This is a genomic window from Furfurilactobacillus curtus (assembly GCF_045862785.1).
GTDB lineage: Bacteria > Bacillota > Bacilli > Lactobacillales > Lactobacillaceae > Furfurilactobacillus > Furfurilactobacillus curtus.
In genome coordinates, this window is record NZ_BQXO01000002.1 from 403,705 (window position 1) to 423,717 (window position 20,013).

General features: G+C 44.2%; 22 protein-coding genes. 14 read left to right on the top strand and 8 right to left on the bottom strand.

What is annotated here, in order from left to right; all coding sequences use genetic code 11:
• Window positions 1-77 precede the first annotated feature (77 nt).
• The 3 genes from ACKTR2_RS04935 to trpX are packed head-to-tail and all read right to left on the bottom strand — an operon-like array spanning window position 78 to window position 2,738.
• On the bottom strand, window positions 78-857 hold the full coding sequence (locus ACKTR2_RS04935) for an ABC transporter ATP-binding protein (RefSeq protein WP_407883100.1): 780 nt from the start codon (window positions 855-857) through the stop codon (window positions 78-80).
• Window positions 847-1,746: an ABC transporter permease gene (locus ACKTR2_RS04940; RefSeq protein ID WP_407883102.1), complete on the bottom strand. Its 900-nt coding sequence runs from the start codon at window positions 1,744-1,746 to the stop codon at window positions 847-849. The genes ACKTR2_RS04935 and ACKTR2_RS04940 overlap by 11 nt, the downstream gene beginning before the upstream one ends.
• Entirely contained in the window at window positions 1,743-2,738 is a 996-nt protein-coding gene (trpX, locus tag ACKTR2_RS04945; protein WP_407883104.1) for a tryptophan ABC transporter substrate-binding protein, read from the bottom strand. Before trpX ends, ACKTR2_RS04940 begins: the two co-directional genes overlap by 4 nt.
• A 471-nt stretch (window positions 2,739-3,209) precedes the next feature.
• On the opposite strand from trpX, the gene ACKTR2_RS04950 reads away from it, so the two are divergent.
• The 5 genes from ACKTR2_RS04950 (at window position 3,210) to ACKTR2_RS04970 (ending at window position 5,736) form a co-directional block, all read left to right on the top strand.
• The gene (locus ACKTR2_RS04950; protein WP_407883106.1) at window positions 3,210-3,653 is read left to right on the top strand and encodes a fluoride efflux transporter FluC; all 444 of its coding nucleotides are present in this window, start codon (window positions 3,210-3,212) and stop codon (window positions 3,651-3,653) included.
• Window positions 3,653-4,015 carry a fluoride efflux transporter FluC gene (locus tag ACKTR2_RS04955; protein ID WP_407883108.1) on the top strand — a complete coding sequence of 121 codons (363 nt, stop codon included), beginning with the start codon at window positions 3,653-3,655 and terminating at the stop codon, window positions 4,013-4,015. The genes ACKTR2_RS04950 and ACKTR2_RS04955 overlap by 1 nt, the downstream gene beginning before the upstream one ends.
• 82 nt (window positions 4,016-4,097) lie before the next feature.
• On the top strand, window positions 4,098-4,964 hold the full coding sequence (locus tag ACKTR2_RS04960; protein WP_407883110.1) for a DegV family protein: 867 nt from the start codon (window positions 4,098-4,100) through the stop codon (window positions 4,962-4,964).
• 14 nt (window positions 4,965-4,978) lie between these two features.
• On the top strand, window positions 4,979-5,296 hold the full coding sequence (locus tag ACKTR2_RS04965) for an immunity protein Imm33 domain-containing protein (protein WP_407883112.1): 318 nt from the start codon (window positions 4,979-4,981) through the stop codon (window positions 5,294-5,296).
• A 167-nt stretch (window positions 5,297-5,463) separates the two neighbouring features.
• Complete coding sequence (locus ACKTR2_RS04970) at window positions 5,464-5,736, top strand: hypothetical protein (RefSeq protein ID WP_407883114.1); 273 nt, start codon at window positions 5,464-5,466, stop codon at window positions 5,734-5,736.
• Between the two features lie 181 nt (window positions 5,737-5,917).
• On the opposite strand, the gene ACKTR2_RS04975 is transcribed toward ACKTR2_RS04970, so the two are convergent.
• Entirely contained in the window at window positions 5,918-6,100 is a 183-nt protein-coding gene (locus ACKTR2_RS04975) for a hypothetical protein (protein ID WP_407883116.1), read from the bottom strand.
• Window positions 6,101-6,142: 42 nt separating this feature from the next.
• On the bottom strand, window positions 6,143-6,502 hold the full coding sequence (locus ACKTR2_RS04980) for a VOC family protein (protein ID WP_407883118.1): 360 nt from the start codon (window positions 6,500-6,502) through the stop codon (window positions 6,143-6,145).
• A 316-nt stretch (window positions 6,503-6,818) separates the two neighbouring features.
• Between ACKTR2_RS04980 and ACKTR2_RS04985 the strand changes: the two genes are divergently transcribed.
• Both ACKTR2_RS04985 and ACKTR2_RS04990 read left to right on the top strand, forming a co-directional pair.
• Complete coding sequence (locus ACKTR2_RS04985; protein WP_407883119.1) at window positions 6,819-8,363, top strand: ABC-F family ATP-binding cassette domain-containing protein; 1,545 nt, start codon at window positions 6,819-6,821, stop codon at window positions 8,361-8,363.
• A gap of 49 nt (window positions 8,364-8,412) precedes the next feature.
• The gene (locus ACKTR2_RS04990; RefSeq protein WP_407883121.1) at window positions 8,413-9,018 is read left to right on the top strand and encodes a pentapeptide repeat-containing protein; all 606 of its coding nucleotides are present in this window, start codon (window positions 8,413-8,415) and stop codon (window positions 9,016-9,018) included.
• A 91-nt stretch (window positions 9,019-9,109) separates the two neighbouring features.
• Here the strand turns inward: ACKTR2_RS04990 and ACKTR2_RS04995 are convergent, their stop codons facing one another.
• Window positions 9,110-9,505 carry a phosphate-starvation-inducible protein PsiE gene (locus ACKTR2_RS04995; RefSeq protein ID WP_407883123.1) on the bottom strand — a complete coding sequence of 132 codons (396 nt, stop codon included), beginning with the start codon at window positions 9,503-9,505 and terminating at the stop codon, window positions 9,110-9,112.
• Window positions 9,506-9,978: 473 nt separating this feature from the next.
• Between ACKTR2_RS04995 and ACKTR2_RS05000 the strand changes: the two genes are divergently transcribed.
• The 4 genes from ACKTR2_RS05000 to recQ all read left to right on the top strand — a co-directional run bounded on the left by ACKTR2_RS05000 (window position 9,979) and on the right by recQ (window position 14,602).
• Window positions 9,979-11,943, top strand: coding sequence for a M13 family metallopeptidase (locus ACKTR2_RS05000; RefSeq protein WP_407883125.1), 1,965 nt, complete (start codon window positions 9,979-9,981; stop codon window positions 11,941-11,943).
• An 89-nt stretch (window positions 11,944-12,032) separates the two neighbouring features.
• Window positions 12,033-12,302 (top strand): hypothetical protein, encoded by a 270-nt coding sequence (locus tag ACKTR2_RS05005; RefSeq protein ID WP_407883127.1) that lies wholly within the window; start codon window positions 12,033-12,035, stop codon window positions 12,300-12,302.
• Window positions 12,303-12,558: 256 nt separating this feature from the next.
• The gene (locus tag ACKTR2_RS05010) at window positions 12,559-12,732 is read left to right on the top strand and encodes a hypothetical protein (protein ID WP_407883129.1); all 174 of its coding nucleotides are present in this window, start codon (window positions 12,559-12,561) and stop codon (window positions 12,730-12,732) included.
• 76 nt (window positions 12,733-12,808) lie between these two features.
• Entirely contained in the window at window positions 12,809-14,602 is a 1,794-nt protein-coding gene (gene recQ / locus ACKTR2_RS05015; RefSeq protein ID WP_407883131.1) for a DNA helicase RecQ, read from the top strand.
• A gap of 688 nt (window positions 14,603-15,290) precedes the next feature.
• Here the strand turns inward: recQ and ACKTR2_RS05020 are convergent.
• Window positions 15,291-16,241, bottom strand: coding sequence for a DMT family transporter (locus tag ACKTR2_RS05020; RefSeq protein ID WP_407883133.1), 951 nt, complete (start codon window positions 16,239-16,241; stop codon window positions 15,291-15,293).
• Between the two features lie 259 nt (window positions 16,242-16,500).
• The gene (locus ACKTR2_RS05025) at window positions 16,501-17,412 is read right to left on the bottom strand and encodes a proline-specific peptidase family protein (RefSeq protein WP_407883134.1); all 912 of its coding nucleotides are present in this window, start codon (window positions 17,410-17,412) and stop codon (window positions 16,501-16,503) included.
• Between the two features lie 215 nt (window positions 17,413-17,627).
• Here ACKTR2_RS05025 and ACKTR2_RS05030 point away from each other — a divergent pair, with 215 nt between their 5' ends.
• The 3 genes from ACKTR2_RS05030 to ACKTR2_RS05040 are packed head-to-tail and all read left to right on the top strand — an operon-like array spanning window position 17,628 to window position 19,983.
• Complete coding sequence (locus ACKTR2_RS05030; RefSeq protein WP_407883455.1) at window positions 17,628-18,680, top strand: DUF805 domain-containing protein; 1,053 nt, start codon at window positions 17,628-17,630, stop codon at window positions 18,678-18,680.
• Window positions 18,664-19,638, top strand: coding sequence for an ABC transporter substrate-binding protein (locus tag ACKTR2_RS05035; protein WP_407883136.1), 975 nt, complete (start codon window positions 18,664-18,666; stop codon window positions 19,636-19,638). Before ACKTR2_RS05030 ends, ACKTR2_RS05035 begins: the two co-directional genes overlap by 17 nt.
• 18 nt (window positions 19,639-19,656) lie before the next feature.
• Window positions 19,657-19,983 (top strand): hypothetical protein, encoded by a 327-nt coding sequence (locus ACKTR2_RS05040; RefSeq protein ID WP_407883138.1) that lies wholly within the window; start codon window positions 19,657-19,659, stop codon window positions 19,981-19,983.
• Window positions 19,984-20,013: the final 30 nt, after the last annotated feature.

Here is a 20,013-nt window from a genome sequence, read left to right on the forward strand (position 1 = left end):
CAAACCTCTCTCAAGTGATTTTGATCCTGTTTAAAGAATACGCGTCTTCACTGGGAAACTGAAGTTGGCGACCCAAATTATAGATCTTCAAAGAATGTAAAGAGTTGTTCGCGGGTTAGCTGCTTTTTTGCTTCACCGCGAACATCGAAGGTGATTTTGCCATCGGTTAACACGATCAAGCGATTACCGTAGATTAAGGCATCCTCTAGACGATGAGTGATCATCAAGCAAGTGAGTCGGTCACTGGCAATGCGATCATTAGTGGCTTGCATCAGTTGCTGCGAGGTTTTGGGATCTAAAGCAGCAGTATGTTCATCTAAAAGCAACAATTCGGGTTTGCTTTCCACCGCCATTAAAAATGAGAGGGCTTGTCGTTGCCCACCGGAAAGATCTCCCGTAGCCGTTGACAGTCGATTTTCTAAATTATTATTCATCGTAGCAGCCATTGCTTTGAAATCAGCCAAATGCCGACGCAATTGGCGGAAAACTAATCGTCGTTGTTGCCCGCGATGAGCAGCAAGTAATAAATTCTCCGCGACAGTCATTCGTGGGGCAGTGCCTAATTTGGGATCTTGGAAGACGCGTGCTAGAAAACGAGTCCGTTGTTCTTCACTTTCATGTTTGATGGATTTTCCGTGGAGTAAAACATCACCTTGATCAGCATTTAAATTACCGCCAATAACGTTAAATAGTGTCGACTTACCGGCGCCGTTCGCGCCAAGCACGGTAATAAAGTCGCCCGGGAAAATTTCCAAATTCAGATCGTTAAGGATTTTTGTTTCATTTGGTGTATGCGCGTTAACAATTGTACTGACATGTTTTAACTCAAGTAATGGCGTTGTTGGATTAGTTGTCATGGCGGACACTCCTTTCAACAAGATGGTCAAAGTGAATGAAATTCCGAAAACGTGGCAAGAGTAAGCATAAAGCCAAAATAATAGCAGAAAGTAAGTTCAGGTCGTTAGCGGAGAAGTTTAGCTGTAAGACGATCAATAAGACGAAGCGGTAGAGGATACTGCCTAAGGTGACGGCGATTAATCGCTGTGTGAGCGAAAGGCCGCCAAAAGCAACTTCACCAATAATGATGGACGCTAGGGCGATGACGATGATGCCAATGCCCATGTTGATGTCTGCGTAGCCGTTATTTTGAGCGACTAAAGCGCCACCCATTGCAATCATCCCGTTTGAAATCATTAATCCCATAATTGTCATCCGATCGGTTTTAATCCCAATTGAGCGCGCCATCGTGGGATTATCCCCGGTTGCGATAAAGGATTGCCCAAGGTCGGTGTTTAAGAAGAAAACAAGCAGCAGGGTGGTGACGATAATGACAATCAGGCCGACAAATACGGCTGGAAAATATTGGGGGAGGGCAGTCAAAAAAGGATTTTTAAAGAGTGAAGCTTTCCCCAACAAACTTAAATTTGCACTGCCCATAATGCGTAAGTTGACTGAATAGGCAGCCGTCATAACCAAAATGCCGGCTAATAGAATCGGAATTTTACCCTTGGTATACAACAAACCGGTAATCATTCCAGCAGCCATTCCCACTAGAAAAGCACCTAGTGTAGCGAGTAATGGATTGACGCCACGATAAATTAAAGCAACGGCGGTAGCGGCCCCTAACGGAAATGTTCCTTCAACCGTCATGTCAGGAAAATCAAGGATTCGGAAAGTAAGAAAAAGGCCGAGGCCTAAAACAGCCCACAGGAGGCCCTGACCGATTGCGGATGTCATTAAGCTCATTTGTAAAGTTCCCCCTTTTGTTTGGCTTCATTAATTAACGATTGTGGAATGGTGATGCCTAATTTTTGAGCGGTAGCCAAGTTAATGGTTAAATCTCCGTGGCGGACAAATTCAATCGGTGTCGTTGCTGGTTTAGACTTGTGTTTCAAAATTGCGACGGTCATGTCGCCAGTTAAACGGCCTAGTTTATATTGATTAACAGAATAGGTTGCTAGGCCCCCCTGTTTGACCATTGTATCGACAGCTGGGAAAACGGGGATTTTTTTAGCGTTGGTATTGGCAACCAGGGTTTGCATCGCGCTGGCCATCGTGTTGTCCGTTGGTACATAAACGGCATCAACTTCATTGGCCATTGTTTGTGATACTTGGTTGACGTCATTTGTACTAGCGATGGTATAGGCTTTAAGCTTAATATGTTCTTTTTTGCAGAGCGCGGTGAATTGCTTTGCCTGTGCAGTGGCAGAATCATCACTGGAGGTATAAATGATGCCAAGTGTACGCAAATGTGGCGTTAATTGTTTGATCAATCCTAGTTGTTCTTTTAAAGGGGCTTGATCAGAGACACCAGTGATATTGCCACCAGGGTGTTCGTTATTGGCGACTAATTTAGCACCTTTAGGATCAGTCACGGCACCTAGGACAATCGGAATGTTATCGGTTGCGTTAGCCAAGGCTTGGGCGGAAGGTGTCGCAATGCCGACAGCGGCATCGACATGTTCGTGAACAAAGCGGGCACTCATTGACTGCAAATTACTCTGGTCACCTTGCGCATTTTGAAAATCAATGTGGATCGTCTTTCCCGGAATATAACCATGTGCTTTTAGGCTGTCATCAATGCCACGGTTGATGGTATCGAGGGCCGGGTGACTCAAAAGTTGAAGGATGCCGACCGTCGGTATTTTTTGTTTAGTGGCCTGTTGGTTACTTCCCTGGAAATAAGCAACACCGAGGAAAATCAGTAAAATGGTGATTAGTCCGTACATACGTTTCATGATTATCTCCCTTAGTCAAAGTTAATGGTGAATCCTGGTTTCACGGAAAAAGAAAAAGACAGCCCAAGTTGCGAGCTGTCTTAAACAAAAAAACACCGAGCCCGCACAGTTTTTGTCCCGTGCACTCGGTGATGAATTCACATCAAAGTCGTCGGCACAGATACAATCGAAGATCTGACTTCAGGATTGCATCCATGCAAGATGGTGGTTACGCAACCTGAATTACCGGCTTTGCCAAGTATTTAGTTGAGTATTCGTGAAATGAGCCATCACAACGATCTCCTTTTTTCGGCTGTCTTTATGGCAATTAGTTTAGGTGAACCAAAGGAACGCGTCAAGCATTTTTTTGAAAAAAGTGAGCGGATCATGGGAATTCGCAGTGAAGTCAGCCTGACATAACGCAAAAATATAAGGAAGCGGAGGGTGAAAATATAGCGCAAACAAATTTGCGTGAATGGGCGAGCAACGTGTATGCTATTTGCAATTAATTCTTATCAGATGAAGGAGCGGTGGTTGGTGAAACGGTATCTGGCAGTGGCTGGCTTTGCTTTTCTAGGAGGCGCTAGTCGAGAAGGAGTGGAGTTGTTGTGGCCGGTGAGTGACCATTGGCTATGGACAACAATGTTGATTAATATTATTGGAGCTTTTTTATTAACGCTGGTGAACTTTTGGGCGGCGGAACGCCTGCCACTACCGAGCGAAGTTATCTTGGGGCTTGGTACTGGGTTTGTTGGCGCCTTTACGACATTTTCTAGCTTTTCTTTAGAGATGGTTAAATTACTTTTACGCCACTTCATTGGTAGTGCGATGCTTTATGTCACGTTGTCACTAGTCGGCGGTTTATGTGCCGCATTTGCTGGACAAATGCTGGCAAAATGGTTAATGGCGCGAGCACAACGTGGAGGTGAGCGGTGATGAGTAATGGCTTACTAGTTTTCCTAGCGGGGAGCGGAGCTAGCTTAGGTGCAATGGCCCGTTACGCAGTGATGCAATTGGCACAAATACCGGTTAAACAATCACGTTTTCCTTGGGCCACATTCGGGATTAATTTGGCAGGCAGCTTTCTGTTAGGGATTCTGATGACTGGACCAATGCCGTTAGCAGTCAAGGTAATAGTTGGGGCGGGGGTTTTAGGCGGCTTTACCACTTTTTCCACCATGATTAATGAGGTGCTATTATTAGAACGTCAGCACCAGCGAGTCATTGCCTGCTGTTACTTGTTGATGACGCTGCTAGGTGGCGTAACTCTGGCATGGCTAGGGACAATAATAGCTTAATTACCTTAAAGCGCGTTATACTTTGGCAACTTCGTAAAGTCTCAATAGTGTCTCAATGAGGATGTAAGGAAATGGTTGAAAGATGAAAATTGCGGTATTAACAGATAGTTCAGCGTATATCAATCAAACGGATTTGGATCAGTATCATATCTATGTCATCAATGATCCGGTTCTCTTTGGTCACCACGTCTACCACGAAAATGTTGATCTTGATGCAGCCAAATTTTATGCGCTACTCAAAACTGAGCATGAAGCACCGACTAGCTCACAGGCTTCTAACGGCGAGGTTCAACGTGTGTTAGATCAAGCAGTCGCTGATGGGTATGACACGGCGATTGTTGTCGGCATGTCCAGCGGTATCTCCGGCTTCATTTCAAATGTGACGAGCTACGCGCCGTCAGTTAAAAACATCGCGGTTCATGTCTGGGACTCTCGGATTGCTTGTGCTGGGGCAGGCAATCAAGTTTTGTTAGCAGCTGCCTTGGCTCAACAGGGCTTGTCCGTTGACGAAATATTTGTACGATTAGCTCAGTTACGCCAAACAACAAAGGTGATGTTCGTCGTGAATGATATGCGCCATCTTATGCGGACTGGGCGTATCTCCAATGGTCAGTCTTTGATTGGTGCCATGCTGCAAATTAAACCAATGTTAGCTTTTACTCCCGAGGGCAAAATTATTGCTGTTGGTCGGGAGCGGCAGATGAAACGAGCTTTTCAAACGATCCAAACGCAATTTCACGAAATTGTTGCCCAAACGGATTATCCACTGCGGGTTAGCATTGTTGACGCCAATAACCCAGACTTAAAAGCGCAATGGCTAGCAACTTCCCAAGCAAACTTTCCTCAAGTGACGTTTGAAAGTGGCATTATTGGGCCAATAATCGGGGTTCATACGGGTGAAAAAGCAATGGGATTCATTTATGCACGAGACTGGCAGACATTATTGTGATTAAGGGAGGCTCAATGAGCGAATCAGAACACGTCGATCAAACAATAGCTCGGCCAACAAGTTTAGTTTCTAGCCAAATCATTAATGGCGAAAAAGTCGGCTATGCAATACGTGAAGATCCGCGCAATGAAGTCGACACTGGTTGGCGGTTTTTCGCCACAACTGATCAAGATCCGCTAGCGACTCCCTTAGAGGAGCTGCCATTTAATTTCGTGATCCTGTTACAACCAACCATTTGGTCGATCCGCGAACAGCCGGTGGGTAGTGTCTTGGAATGGCGCCAGCATTCTCAGCAGTGGTGGGATGTCACACTGGATCAACGAGTGGATTAATAAAAGGGTGAGCGAATGTGGCTGATAAAAATCTATGTGAGGGGATTGCCTGCTCTGCTGGTGCTAGTGGCCTTGTTTGCCATGCATAGTCGTGGGTTTCAAACGGTATGGGCATGGTCATGGTTGGATACGCTTTGCGTGATTAACTTTGGCTTTTTTTCTCATTTGTGGCGAAACGGCTTCACTTTGCCGACCAAAATCAACCATCCTACACTGCACATGCTTTGGATCGCCATGATCTCGATCAGCGAAAACAACGTGGCCAAGCGAGTGATCATGATCGTTATGGCTATAAAACCAAGGCGCGGATGAACGTTCAAAGCCGTGATGATGCTGTCTTTTGGGGCGCTAATTTTGTGTTATTTGTGGTGGAGATTCTTTTAGCACCATTGCTTTTCGTGGGTTGCTTATTGTGGCAAGCATGGTCCCATCGGCGTTGATAACCAAGATGGCGGGAGGAACTCGACGAGATGAACATTGTCTCAATTACGCGTCGAAGCCTGCCAATTTCATTCAACATAAATAGCACTGCTTCCCAATTTTTACGGGAAACAGTGCTATTTTCGTTGGCCAACCGGTGTTATGACACAGCTCCGGTTAAATTTAGCAATAAAAAGTTGTTTAACGGCCGTGTTCTTCAGCCCATTTACCATGACGAATGCTAACAACCATGTATAAGACCATCGCGATCGTGACCGATCTTGCTAAGAAACGCCCACCTTTACTGCGGGTGTTAAAGTTGTAGCCAAAACCAAATCGACGGGGAACAAATAATTTATGATAATCACGTTCAACAGGTTTCATAATAAAAACCTCCTTATTCGATGCGTTACTTGCGTCGTTGACTTACTTGGCCCGTTCCAAAATCTTAATCAAGTTGCCTTCGTAATCGTTAACGAAAATTGCTTGTAGATCATCTTCTGGTGTCGGACCAGCGACAATGGGAACATAATAGTTTTGCAGGTGGTTAATTAGATCATTGATTCGATCACGGGCGCGTAAAATCAGGTCGGGATGATCGAGGTCAACGTGAGTGTCGTGGGCAGGGACTTGACGAAAAATTACGTTTTTACCAGCGACTGACACGGTTTCTAAGCCGTTCGTTAAAACTGCGTCAGGTAAGTCAAATACCTCATGATAAAAGCGCCAGGCGCGTTGTGGATCGGTTACCGAGATTTCATAAGTATTGATGGTGCGAACATTCATTGGCCACCGCCCCTTTCACTAACTTAATTTAAGTGTAGCACAGGTTTAGGCAAAACCTGACTAATGAGCTTTGCGTACAATCTTTCTTAACGGGATTGCAAGGCTTTTTGCTCAGGATCAAAGCGGCCATGCATACGCTCTGAGTTTTGCTCTCACCCATAGGTCTATGTTATATTAGTAGGCACGATTAATGGAACAAGACTGGGTAATTAAAGACTTAATTAAGTAATAGTTGTTAACCGGTATGGGCGTGCTGATCCTGCCGGTTTTTCATTTAAGGTCCCAGCATGACTGAGAAAAAGAGAGTAACTAACACATGAGTTTGCTAGAAGTTTCAAATTTATCAATGAGTTTTGCTGATAAAAATTTATATGAAGATGCGAGCTTCCAATTAGAAAAAGGGGAGCATCTAGGGATTGTCGGTCAAAATGGTGCCGGCAAATCGACGCTAATTAAAATTCTAACTGGGACTGTTTTGCCGGTCACTGGCAGTATTAAATGGCAGAAAAATTTACGCATTGGCTATTTGGATCAATATGCGGATATTCCAGCAGGGATGACCTTGATTCAATTTTTGCATACCGCCTTTGCTGACCTGTATGCGATTAATGACCGCATGCAGAGCTATTATGCTGACTACGCCACGTCAATGGATGACCAATTGTTGGAAAAAGCGGGGCGTTTGCAAGATGAATTGGCGGCCCAAAATTTTTATGAAGTTGAAACAGAAATTGAACGGGTGATCACCGGACTTGGCTTGAATGAGATTGGTAAAGATCATGTAGTTTCAGAAATGTCAGGTGGACAGCGGTCAAAAATTATCTTAGCTAAATTATTGCTTGAAAATCCAGATGTGATTTTGCTGGATGAACCGACCAATTATTTAGACGTGGCCCATATTCAGTGGCTTGAAGATTATTTAAATGGCTACGAGGGTGCTGCCTTGATCATTTCTCATGATTATGACTTTCTTGAAGCCGTCACAAATGCAATTTGCGATGTTTCGTTTGGTCAAATCACCAAATATCGAGGCAGCTTCAAAAAGGCGATGAAGCAAAAGGAAGAGAAACGAGAATTTCAAGAAAAGGCTTATGAGAAACAGCGAGTCGTAATTGAGAAAAATGAACGATTGATTTCAAAGTTCAAAGCCGGTTCTCACTCTAACTTAGCGAAGTCACGTGAAAAAATGCTAAACCGGATGGATCGCATTGATCCACCAGCTGATAATTTACGCGCTCGTTTTGATTTTCCATACCTAGACACTGGTTCACAAAATGCATTAGTGGTTCGCAAACTGTCTGTTGGCTATGAACATCCACTCTTAGCTCCGGTGACGTTTACCCTTGGTACTGCTCAAAAGATTGCCTTTGCTGGATTTAACGGTGTCGGAAAATCAACGCTCATTAAATCAATTCTAGGAACGCTTAAGCCATTAAGCGGTGAGGCTGAATTCTCTCCGTCTGCGAAAGTGAATTACTTTAGCCAAGATTTGGTGTGGGAGGATGATCAAAAGACACCGCTCCAAACAATTCAAGACCAATTTCCGACAATGTTGCCTAAGACCATTCGGACTAAACTTGGCGCAGCTGGAATTAATGCAGCCAACGTAATGAAGCCGATGAATTTATTATCTGGTGGGGAACAAACCAAAGTTAAGCTGGCAATTATGGAATTAACGCCCGCTAACTTTTTAATCATGGACGAACCGACAAACCATCTAGATGACGAGACTAAAGCGGCTTTGAGTGATGCTTTGCGCAGCTTTCGTGGCAACTTGATCATGGTCAGTCATGAAGCTGGTTTTTACGACGAGTGGATTGATGAAACCTTAAATGTGGAAAAATTAAGTTTAAGAAAATAAATGTGACGGCTCATATAATGAGAATCTAAAGATTGGTGAGGAAAAGCTGATGTCAGATTTAGTTGAAGTGCGTGATCAAACATTGTCATTAGATCAGGTAGAGACAAATACACGCTATATTAACTGTCAGTTCACCGTATCAAACTTACCGATTCGTTTAATGGATGTGATTTTCGAACGCTGTCAATTTGAACAAAGTAACTTTGATGAAGCTGAATTAGTACACGTTGAGTTGGACCATGTTCAATTAGTGAATACATCTTGGCGTCAGACGCGCTGGTACGATTGTCAGGCCAGTAACGTTCAGTTAGCTGGTGGCGACTTCAGCGGGGCAATATTCAAGCAAACACGGTTCACGGCTAGTAAATTGACTTATGCGAATTTCAGTGAAGCTCAGTTGACGAGTAGTCAATTGATCGATTGTGAGTTAAGTGAAAGTGTGTTTCAAGTCGTAACAATCAAACAAGGCTTATCATTTAATGGCTCACGATTAACTGATGCCGACTTTACTGAAACGCGATTAGCGGGGGTAGATTGGCATAATGCTGAATTTGAAACCTTGCGGGTGAGCGCTGATTTAATTAGGGGCCTGATTGTCAATGAATTTCAGGCGGCTCAGTTGATTGGTTTATTTGGCGTAGAGATTCAATCTTAGCTGTTTTAAAACAAGCCTATAGGTGACAAAGAAACCTCAATCTGAGTTCAAGTATAAACTCTGATCGAGGTTTCTTTGATTTGCTTTAGGGTTATGGCCGTTTAGACGGCCGAAAATCCAGAACTTGTAGGCTGATGACAAGAATTAAAATTGCGCCACTTAACATGAGAATCCCTAATCGATCATCGTGTTGAGCAATGAGTAGTCGGACCATTGCGGTGATGCCGACATAAATAAAATTATGTAAGGGGATTTTATGGCCCACGCGAAAGTAATCAACGACTAATGAAATCAGCTCGAAGTACAAGAAAAATGCGAGAACGACTTCGGCCACGCTGGCAAATGTTGCCGCTGTTTCATGAGTGGTCACCAACAAAGCTAAGTAGTAAAGTTCACGAAACATAAAAATCGTCAGTAGAAGGGCAATGAGGAGCATGCCACAGCTAAGAGCAAATTCGATGATACGAATGATGCGTTTGTCGAACATGGTCGTCACCTTCTCTAATGATTAAAACCTTTACACTTAGGAGTGTATCGATATCAGGTCATTAAAACAAGTCATTAGGATGAAGCAGTAACGTCAACTTTTGATGGGGGAGTCTTAGACTGGTAGCGGCCTAAATATTTCATAATGTTGTTCGCTATTGGCAACCTGAAATTCACGGGCATTTGCCTAGAATAGCACCGGTTGAGCCGATGCCCGCTATGCCCAGATTGGCCTACTGGCTGCATATAACTATTAGTTCTCCAAGGTAATAACTATTTTTATGACAAGTACATGGATTTTCGACAATCGTTTTCTGCATATTTGGGGCATCTAGCCTACTTAAATTTTTCATTAACTGGTGAAGCACGGATGCAAGTCCATTAGTCAGAGTGACTTTCGTTTCTGTGATAAACTTGCTATACTGAATGAAGTTTTTAATCAGTTTTTAATTTAATCAGAGAAGGAGTTTCATAATGACTGTAAAACATCATAATGTTCAGTTAGCTGGCGGTGCTAGTAGCGCTGATGAAGGCACGGCCGCGGTTAAAGACGATCTGTACTTAGGCGTCAATGGGGAGTGGCTGAAGACGGCTAAAATTCCTGCCGACAAACCGACCACGGGTGGGTTTGCTGATTTGGCCGACCAAATTGAAAAAACCTTGATGACTGATTTTGATGCGATGCTAAGCGGCGAGGTGGCGCCTAATAACGTGTTGTTAGCCAACTTCATTAGTTACTATCGTCTTGCTAGCGATTATGAAACGCGTGAAAAACTTGGCTTTTCACCGCTCCAACCCTTAATTGAGCAGGTGCAATCGTTGCAAAATTATCACGATTTACAGCAACAGCTAGTTGAGTTCTTACGTGACGGTATTGGCGATCCGTTTCCAATCGGCGTCAGTCCGGATATGAAGGACACCAAGCGCAACGCGTTATATGTTGAAGCACCGTCATTGATTTTACCGGATACGACTTATTATGAAGCTGGCAATGAGGCTGGTCCTAAATTACTTGAGGTCTTCCGAGCTATGATGAGCAAGCTGTTTAAATTGGCAGGCTTTGATGAGGCGACAACTAAGATGACCTTGGACCAGGCCTTAGCTTTAGATGCGAAGATGGCCGCTCATGAAAAGAGTAGTGAAGAAAAAGCTGATTATCCGAAAATGTACAACCCACAATCGCTGAGTGACTTTGCTCAATCCAGTTCTGTGATCAATCTGAAAGCGTATATTGATGAGGCCTTGGCCGGTCGTGTAGACCGAGTTATTGTAACCGATCCAAAGTATTATGCCGCCGTAGACGATATTATTAGTGCGGATAATTTTGCTGAGGTGAAGAGTTGGTTATTGGTCAATGTTGTCTTTAATTGGGCAGGGCACTTAACTGATGACGCGCGGGTTATTCATGGCGAATTTCAGCGAGCACTATCCGGCAGCAAGTCGGCTTTTAATCCACAAAAGGGGGCCTATTATCTCGCTTATCGTCGCTTTAACATGGTTGTTGGGGATTACTATGCACGAAAATACTTTGGCTCACGGGCCAAAGCAGACGTTACGCAGATGGTACACCGGATGATTGCTGTCTATAAGCAGCGTTTGGCGAATAATGATTGGCTAAGTGAGACAACGCGACAACAAGCCATCGTTAAGTTAGATACCTTGATTCCAAACGTCGGTTATCCCGATAAAATTAGTCCGCTGTACGCTAAATTGGTGGTGACATCAGCGAGTGACGGTGGAACATTATTTGATAATGCATTGAAATTTAGTCAACTGGCGACGCAAGATAATTTTGATCAAATTGACCAACCTGTTGATCGAACGATGTGGGCAGATATGGACCCAGCCACCGTTAATGCTTACTATGATCCATCGAACAATATTATTGTCTTCCCAGCAGCAATCTTGCAGGCACCGTTTTATAGTTTATCGCAGACCAGTTCGGAAAATTTTGGTGGGATTGGGGCGGTAATGGCGCACGAGATCTCACATGCCTTTGATAACAATGGGGCGCAATTTGACGAATATGGCAATATGCACAATTGGTGGAATGAAGCCGATTTGAAACATTTCCAAGGTTTGACGCAAGCCATGATCGATGAATTTGATGGCCTACCATTTGCTGGCGGTCACGTTAACGGTAAGCTGGTTGTTTCTGAAAATGTGGCTGATCAGGGTGGCCTGAGTTGTGCATTAGAAGCGGCTAAAGCTGACACCGATTTTGATGCAGTCGCGTTCTTTACGAATTGGGCCAAAGTCTGGTGCATGAAAGCTAGCGAAGCTTATGAACAATTGCTCTTGAATATTGATGTGCATGCGCCACACAAATTGCGGGCTAATGTACAGGCACAAAATTTAGCTGATTTCTATACTGCTTTTGATGTGCATGAAGGCGATGGCATGTGGTTAGCGCCAGCAGATCGCGTCCAAATCTGGTAAGTGACTAGCTGACGATGACAAACAATTGTTGTCGTAGAGCAGACATGCTAATCTGAATGCAGTGAATGAGTAAATTGGAGGAATTAGTCATGGCAGAACGTTTTTATGTGGAAGTTGCAGGTCACCGAACAGATTTTTCGGCAACCGCCCTTGAAGCAAGTGCGCCAATGTTATTACGATTACAGGTCAAAAATGGTGCCTATTTGGATGAAATTCGCAACGTCCTTACCACTGATGATGCGATCCTTATTTGGAAGGGAACGACCTTTGGTAAGGGTCAACTTGGTTTCACATATGGACCAGACTGGTTGCCAGGAGCTGTTTCTTCAATCGACGTCTATGATTGTAAAAAGGGCTAAATCAGTCTAAGCAAGTATTGGATTAATAATCGGACAGGCGACTTGCCCGTGTTCGTAAAATCCCCCATTTTCCGTGATGAATTTCGGAAAGTGGGGGATTTTTTGAGTGGCGTTATCTCCAAAGGATTGGCCAGATTATTCATAATTTTATAAAAAATAATTTACTTTTACTTATAAATAAGATAAACTGTCGATTAATATAACACGGCATTAACTTTTTAACTTTTATGATTGATGGCTAAGGAGGCTTCGCCAGATGACTAGATCAAAGATTATTAATTGTGATTTTCAACAAGGATATGTGACACGAGCAGTAACCAGTCGTTCACAAGTTGTTCGCGTCGTAAAACCAACGGTAACTGAGCTGTCGGAGCGTCAACTATCGTGTTTACAACGGCACCACCAAGCAACGATCATACCTCGCGGTTAACTGGCGAATATCGGCGGACCCTTGTATAATTGAAGTTACACTTTGTCGCGGGTAACGGATTAATTAAGGGGTTAACATGAACGCCACAGCACAAACAATTTTAAAAGAAAAATTCGGGTATGATGAGTTTCGCCCGGGACAAGCTGCCATTATTGATAAGGTGTTAACACATCAAAACGTCTTGGCGGTGATGCCAACGGGGGGCGGCAAGTCGCTATGTTACCAAATTCCGGCGTTGCTATTGCCAGGATTAACGGTCGTTGTATCGCCATTGATTTCTTTGATGAAGGATCAAGTGGATGCATTAGCGGAAAATGGGATTCCCGCGACTTTTATCAATAGTACGTTATCTTATGGCGAGATTGAGGGGCGTTTGCAACAAGCGGCAATGGGGCAAGTTAAATTAGTGTATCTTGCACCAGAGCGGTTAGATGATGAGCGGTTCTTAGCCGAGTTGAGTGATCTCAATATTTCACAATTGGCGATTGATGAGGCGCACTGTATTTCGCAATGGGGCCATGATTTTCGGCCAAGCTATCTAAATCTCATGCAAACTGTGCGACAATTTCCTTCGAATCCGGTGGTGATTGCCCTGACGGCGACGGCCACGAAAAAAGTGGCGCAAGATGTCATGACGCGACTTAACATCAATCCCGCCAACGAGGTAACGACTGGATTTGCGCGAGACAACCTCTCGTTTCAAGTTGTCAAAAACCAAAATAAAGAAGCTTTTTTATTAGAGTATTTAAAGGCGAACCCCAATGCGGCTGGCATTATATATGCTAGTACGCGCAAGGAAGTCGCCCGTTTGACCCAGTTGCTGGTGCATAAAGGCTTTAAAGCAGGTATGTATCATGCGGGAATGAGCGAGACTGAACGTAATCAAAATCAAGAAGCCTTTCTCTATGATCGTTTGCAAGTAATGGTAGCAACGAATGCATTTGGTATGGGAATTGATAAGAGCAACGTTCGGTTCGTTATCCACTATCAAGTCCCCGGTAATTTAGAAGCCTATTACCAAGAAGCCGGACGAGCAGGTCGGGATGGATTACCTAGTGAAGCCATTTTGCTTTATCAACCGGCTGATTTACAGATTCAGCATTTCTTTATTGATCAGTCAGAGATGGCCCCTGAATTTAAAACCCGCGAATACCTTAAATTACAAGAAATGGCCAAGTATGCGAATACGGAAGGTTGCTTGCAGCGCTATATCTTAGGTTATTTTGGTGAACAAGCTGTTGATTGCGGTCACTGTGGTAATTGCTTAGATAGTCGTGACCAAGTTGATGTCACACTCGATGCACAAAAAGTTCTGTCATGTGTCTTACGGATGCGCGAACGCTATGGTAAATCATTAATTGCGCAAGTGCTGACCGGATCGCGGCTCAAACGGATTCAAACGGAACATTTTGACAAATTATCGACTTACGGATTGATGAAAGAAAGACCACAAAAAGAGGTTGCCAATCTAATCGACTTTTTGACGAGTGGCGGTTATTTGCAACAAATTGGCGGGGAATACCCGACATTGCATGTCAGCAAACTAGGGGCCAGTGTTTTAAAAGGCAAAGCCAAAGTCTTGCGCCGTGGCGCCGTTAAAGCTAAACGGACTGTTTCAGTGGACGATGATTTGTTCGAATCATTGCGACAATTACGATTGAACTTTGCTGAGCAACAGCATGTGCCGCCATACGTTATTTTTTCAGATAAAACCTTACAGGCCTTTTGTGAAGAATTACCAGACAGTAATTTAGCAATGTTGTCCATTAAAGGTGTTGGCCAAAATAAGCTGGAGAAATACGGAGAAGCATTTCTCAATGTGATTCAAGAGTATCAAGAAGAAAATGCCAGTACGGCTGGTGCGAGCTAACCAGTTGTAGGTGGTCATTTTTGTCACGCAAATAAGTTAGTTTTAATCATCCTCAGCGTAGGAAAGAGTTGGCGGCAAAACCAAAATCTAGATTTCACTTCCAACCTAAATAGCTAAGACACAGGACATAAGTCAAGTGACTCTGCTTAAAATCTACTGGGCTAGCAGTATTAAGGATTCAACGAAATCCTTAATACCGCTTTTTCTTTATAGTGATGGTGTAGCAAAGACTGGGATTGCTTGGGACTCTTTGAGGCCGCGTTTAAAAACAGGCCCGCCGCATTCGTTTTAATTAATTTGCTCAAAGTACTCGGCCACCGTGTGTTTTAAAGGTTTAGTCACGAAAGCTTATCGTGAGGAGCTTTAAGAGAGGTAGGAACAATACGTAAAAGCTTCTTTCTGACAATGACCAGAATCAAGGACGTTACAGGCGGGACCATCTTTATTTATAGATTTCTTACGTCAGGTACGCGGGTCGCTAGCCCTGGAATAGGACCCCTCCACTGACCACTTTGCTCGTGATCAACCCTCAAAGATGACCGTCGTTTTTTTGCTTTGACGTCTATTCACTTAACGATGCTCGCTAATCTAAATCAACAAAAGGAACTGTTCTTATCAACGCGTTTTTGTTTATTGATTTTTAATGTGATTATTACGCTTTGGCCATTGTTAGATATCAAACTCATTTTTAAAAAATTTTGATCAATGTGACGCCGAACATCATGACGATTAGCCCAATCACTTTTAAAGGAACAATTGGACTGCGTTTTGCGCCTAGTAAACCAAATTGGTCGACAAGTAGTCCCCCAACAATCTGACCTAATAAAACAATGACCACAGTCAGACCAGTCCCAATAATGGGAACCAGATAAACGTTGCCCAGCACGAAAAGCGCCCCGATAAAGCCCCCAAACCAAATCCACCATGGTTCCCGTGCCAAAGCACCAGCTGGTAGGCGAAGTGAGTGATTCTGCCAAAGTACGACCACCAATAACAGCACGGTGCCGACAATAAAGCTGACATATGCCCCCTGAATAGGCGATTTTAATAACTGGCCGAGGTGGCCATTGATGGCTGTTTGGCACGCGGCGAATGTGCCAAATAAAATACCCAATAATTGCCATAACCAGCGGGTTGGCTCACGGCGACGTGCATCCGCTTCAGCGGCCCCCTGAAAAGTGGCCTTACGAGCCCGTTCAGGTAAAACGACCGCAAACACAATACCGATGATCATTAATAAGGTTCCCAAGGCCCTTAACCAGGTCAAGGCATGATGACCACTGCCAAATAACGCCAAGTCATCGATCACTAGACCAGCAAAAATCTCGCCGACCATTGGCATTAAGACTGTTTGGATGCCCCCTAATTTGGGAAATAGGAGAATGTTACCAGTTAAGTAAATAACGCCTAACACACCACCCAACCAAATCCACCACGGATGATTACTAAAAAAATTACCAGCAATCAGGAAAGAGTGGCCTGTGAATAACAACATGCAGGTCAGTAGAATCGTGCCCATTAGAAAAGAAACCAATGAAGCAAAATATGGCGATTTTAAAACGCCTTGTAATCGCGAATTGACCGCGGTTTCAATGGGCAAGGCAATACCAATGATGATGGCTAATGAAATGGCTAACATAAATTTTCCCCCGTTACACTAAACTCATCCAATGGTAACACGTCATTTGATGAGGATGAAAGTCGCGTGTGCATGTAATCAGGCTCTGAGATTACCTTTTCAAGGGATCAATAGGCTTGTCATTTTCAATTCAAGGACGATTGATGATATCTTTGCAAGATACTTTGATCAACGGAAATGTTACTTAAAAAGCGACAAAACAATCACTAATGCCAATCCATAAAAAAACACTGACCCTCAATTGAAGGCCAGTGCTTAATTAGTCATTAAAATGACCACTTTCAACGTCTTTGATAAACTTCGCTAAGTGATCGAAGTAAACGGGCGCATTATCAATCATGTGGTGGTGGCCACCATTAGGCGTGGTCTCCAGCCGAGCATGAGGAATTAATGTCTGCATCGTCTTGGCTGTTTCAACAGGCATGGTTTCGTGTTCGCCAAAGGTCAATAACGTTGGCACGGTGATATTGTGGAGCTGATCGCGAAAATGCCAGTCCTTTAACTTACCAGTCACGACAAATTCGTTATCGCCTTGGAAAGCATTGTAGACCGGGGTGGCCATTGTAGAAATTAGATGAGAGATGGCCGGTGGCTGTTTACGGTCAACGTAGCCTCGATTTAAGACATCTACGTCATCTTGATAACGTTTGTTGTCATAATCATTGGTCGCTTCGCATTGTTTCATGTAGGTGACTTCTTCAGCAGGTAATGCTTGTTCGCGGACTTGATTAATATGCGTGACATATTCATCAATTTCGTCCACCATCGATGAAATAATCGCGCCCTTGAGGTGGTCACCATATTTCACGGCGTATTCTTGAACCAATAATCCGCCCCAACTCTGTCCGATGAGATAGAAGTTATCGATCCCAAGCTTTTGCCGGACTTCTTCAACTTCATCGAGGAAGTATTCATAGGTCAAGTACTTATCGGCAGTAGCTTGATCCGAATAATCAGGTTGATCCGAGTAAAACGAACCAAGTTGATCGTACATGTGGACACTGACATTTAAGCCTTGTTTGCCTAATTCTTCGGCAAAATTTTCCCAGTATTCGTGGTTACCACCTGGGCCACCGTGCAAACATAAGAGATGAATGTCGCCAGTACCTTGGGTGTTTGTCCACAAATGATACCCATTATCGAGGGTCATAATCGTGGTGCCTTGTTTCATTAGGGTAGCCTCCTGATTTCAAACCATGATGATGGTGATTGAAGCAAAATAAGACCATGTTGGTTTGTTTTAAAGATAAAACGGTTGCACCGTTGTTATTAGTGTAGCACGTTTGACTTTTGCTGCACGAGACAAAAGGCACGATAATTTGTGCAAACTAGGATCAAGTCCGCTAAAATAATAGTAATAGCATGAGTTGAGAAAGGGTGACAAATATGAATGTTTGGGAGAATTATCGAGCCAGTTGGCAACAGATGTTTAACTATCACGGCAAGACTCGTCGTCGGGATTTTTGGGCGGCGATTATCGGGATGGCAATTGTGACGATCGTATTGAATTTGCTGCTGAGCCCAGCGCTAACGATGAGTACAGGTATATCGATGAGTGTACGCCTTATTTTAGACCTCTTTTTTATCGCCCAGTTTCTCCAATATCTCAGTCTTTCTGTGCGCCGGCTCCACAGTTTACGGTTGCCCGGTGAGTATCAATGGCTAATGCTTTTACCAGGGGTACATATGATTGTGCTGCACGCCTTGCCAGAAGCTGAACAAGATGACCGAGCACCGTGGTATCACATGGTTGATGCTGATAATCAGCCGACTTCGTTAGTTGTGGACCATCGCGGCTATGTTCACGGTATTTTGGGGAATGCGTTCGGGCATACTTGGCGAAACTTTTTCAATTTTCGTGATACAACTTCGCGAGGAAACTACTTATGGGCGCGAGTAGCCTGGGGCATTTTCGGCACCATTTATGGAATTTTTTTGGCAATGGGTCTGTTTATCAGCGCAGTGTTGACGTTTGGTCGGCGACTAAGTGAGGCCACGCTACTTGGGGCAGCACCAAATTGGCAAGGGATGGTCGGACCGCTAGTTCTATTAGTGGTGTTGGGCATTGGCTTGAGTGTGCCAGTCTGGTTGCCAAAGTTGGCATTGATGGCTCGACGATTGCATGATCAACAATTGAGTGCTGGTTGGGTGTTCCTGGCGTTAGCTGGTCGCATTGGCCAATTGATTCTATTGTTACTAACGTTATTGCCGGCCAGTCGAAAGCAGACCAAATATCCAGCGGCTGACGGTGGCGCGGTAGATGATAGCAACGGTGAACAAAAAGCAACGACAGCAGTCACACCGCAAGTTGAAATCTTTTATCCAGCCAGTATGACGACTAGCCAGAGTGCGGGTGCATCATCTATTGGCGGACTAGAACAGTCTGCCTCTCCGGCTGTGTCATCGGCAAGTGAGCCACACCATGATGATCAAGCATAAACGAACTAGGTATGGCCAAATATTGATTCTTCTATTAGCGGTATTACTGGTTGGTTGTGGGTCATCAAAGAAAACAGCTCACTCGTCTAATCATCAGCCAACGCCAGTGACCGATTTGAAACTGTCGGTTGGGCATTCGATCGATGCATTGCCATTATATGTGGCGGCGCAGCAAGGATATTTTACCGCCCATCACTTAAATGTCACATTAATGGTTCAACTCAACGCCAGTGAACGGGTCAGCGCACTTCAAAAACACCAGGTTGATGGCGCCGTGGTTGGCGTGCCTGAGCTAATGTCGGCTAATTCGACTAAGGCCGCTGGACAAATAGTGAGCTTGACGACGAATTACGTGACGATCATGACGATTAATGATGAGGTTACGTCGCTGGCCGATTTAAATGGCGGACGAGTGGGGGTTGTCGCATCATCAACGGCTGCGTATGCCACTACGCAGTTATTAGATCACGCAGGACTGACTGATACTGTAATGATTCAAAACTATGCGAATGAAGCAGAGCTATTGGCTGCTTTAAATACCGGAGCTGTGACAGCGGTTAGCTTGCCAGACCCGGCGGCGAGTCAGTTGCGACGCAATGGTGCTCGTTCGATTGCCCAAACTAAAGCCGGACAAGCCAACACAGCACTAGTGATAAATCAAACGATGCTAGTTCATCACTCGGATGCTATGCGCCAATTCATGCTCGCCTATAATCAAGCCGTTCGTTGGTTGAATAGTCACCCTAATAGTCTTGATTATCAGATGATTTTGACAAAAAAACTCGGTTATCCTGCGACGCAAGTATCAGCATTGGCGTTGCCGCGGTTTCAAACGGCTAACGCTGTCTCTGTCCAAACAATAGATGAAATGCATGATTGGCTAGCCCAAACGCAACCGGATCTAAAATTAGCGCCGAGTGCAGCCTACCGTAGTCCGTTATTGGCACCGAAAAAATAAAAATGAGGCTATTTAGACATGATTAACGTGTTAAACTTCGTCACGACCTTTGCCGTGGCGGTATATGGGATTTGGATTATTGTGACTGCTCAGTTAAAAAAGTCACGGCCGGCCCAACAATTCCAACTGTGGTTGCTATTGGGTGGAATTTTAATCTTATGCCAGGTGTTGTTCACCAAAGAACGTTTACTGGGTGTTTTATTGCTACTGAGTGGCTGTATTGTCGTTTCAATTGTTGAGTATTTAATCGATCGTCAAAACCACGACCAGATTAATTGGCGGGTGCATATTTTGCGAGCATTAGGTGAATTGGTCCTGATTGTGTGGGCTTGGTTCGTTGGCTAATCAATTTGATCACAATCAAGACTTATATCA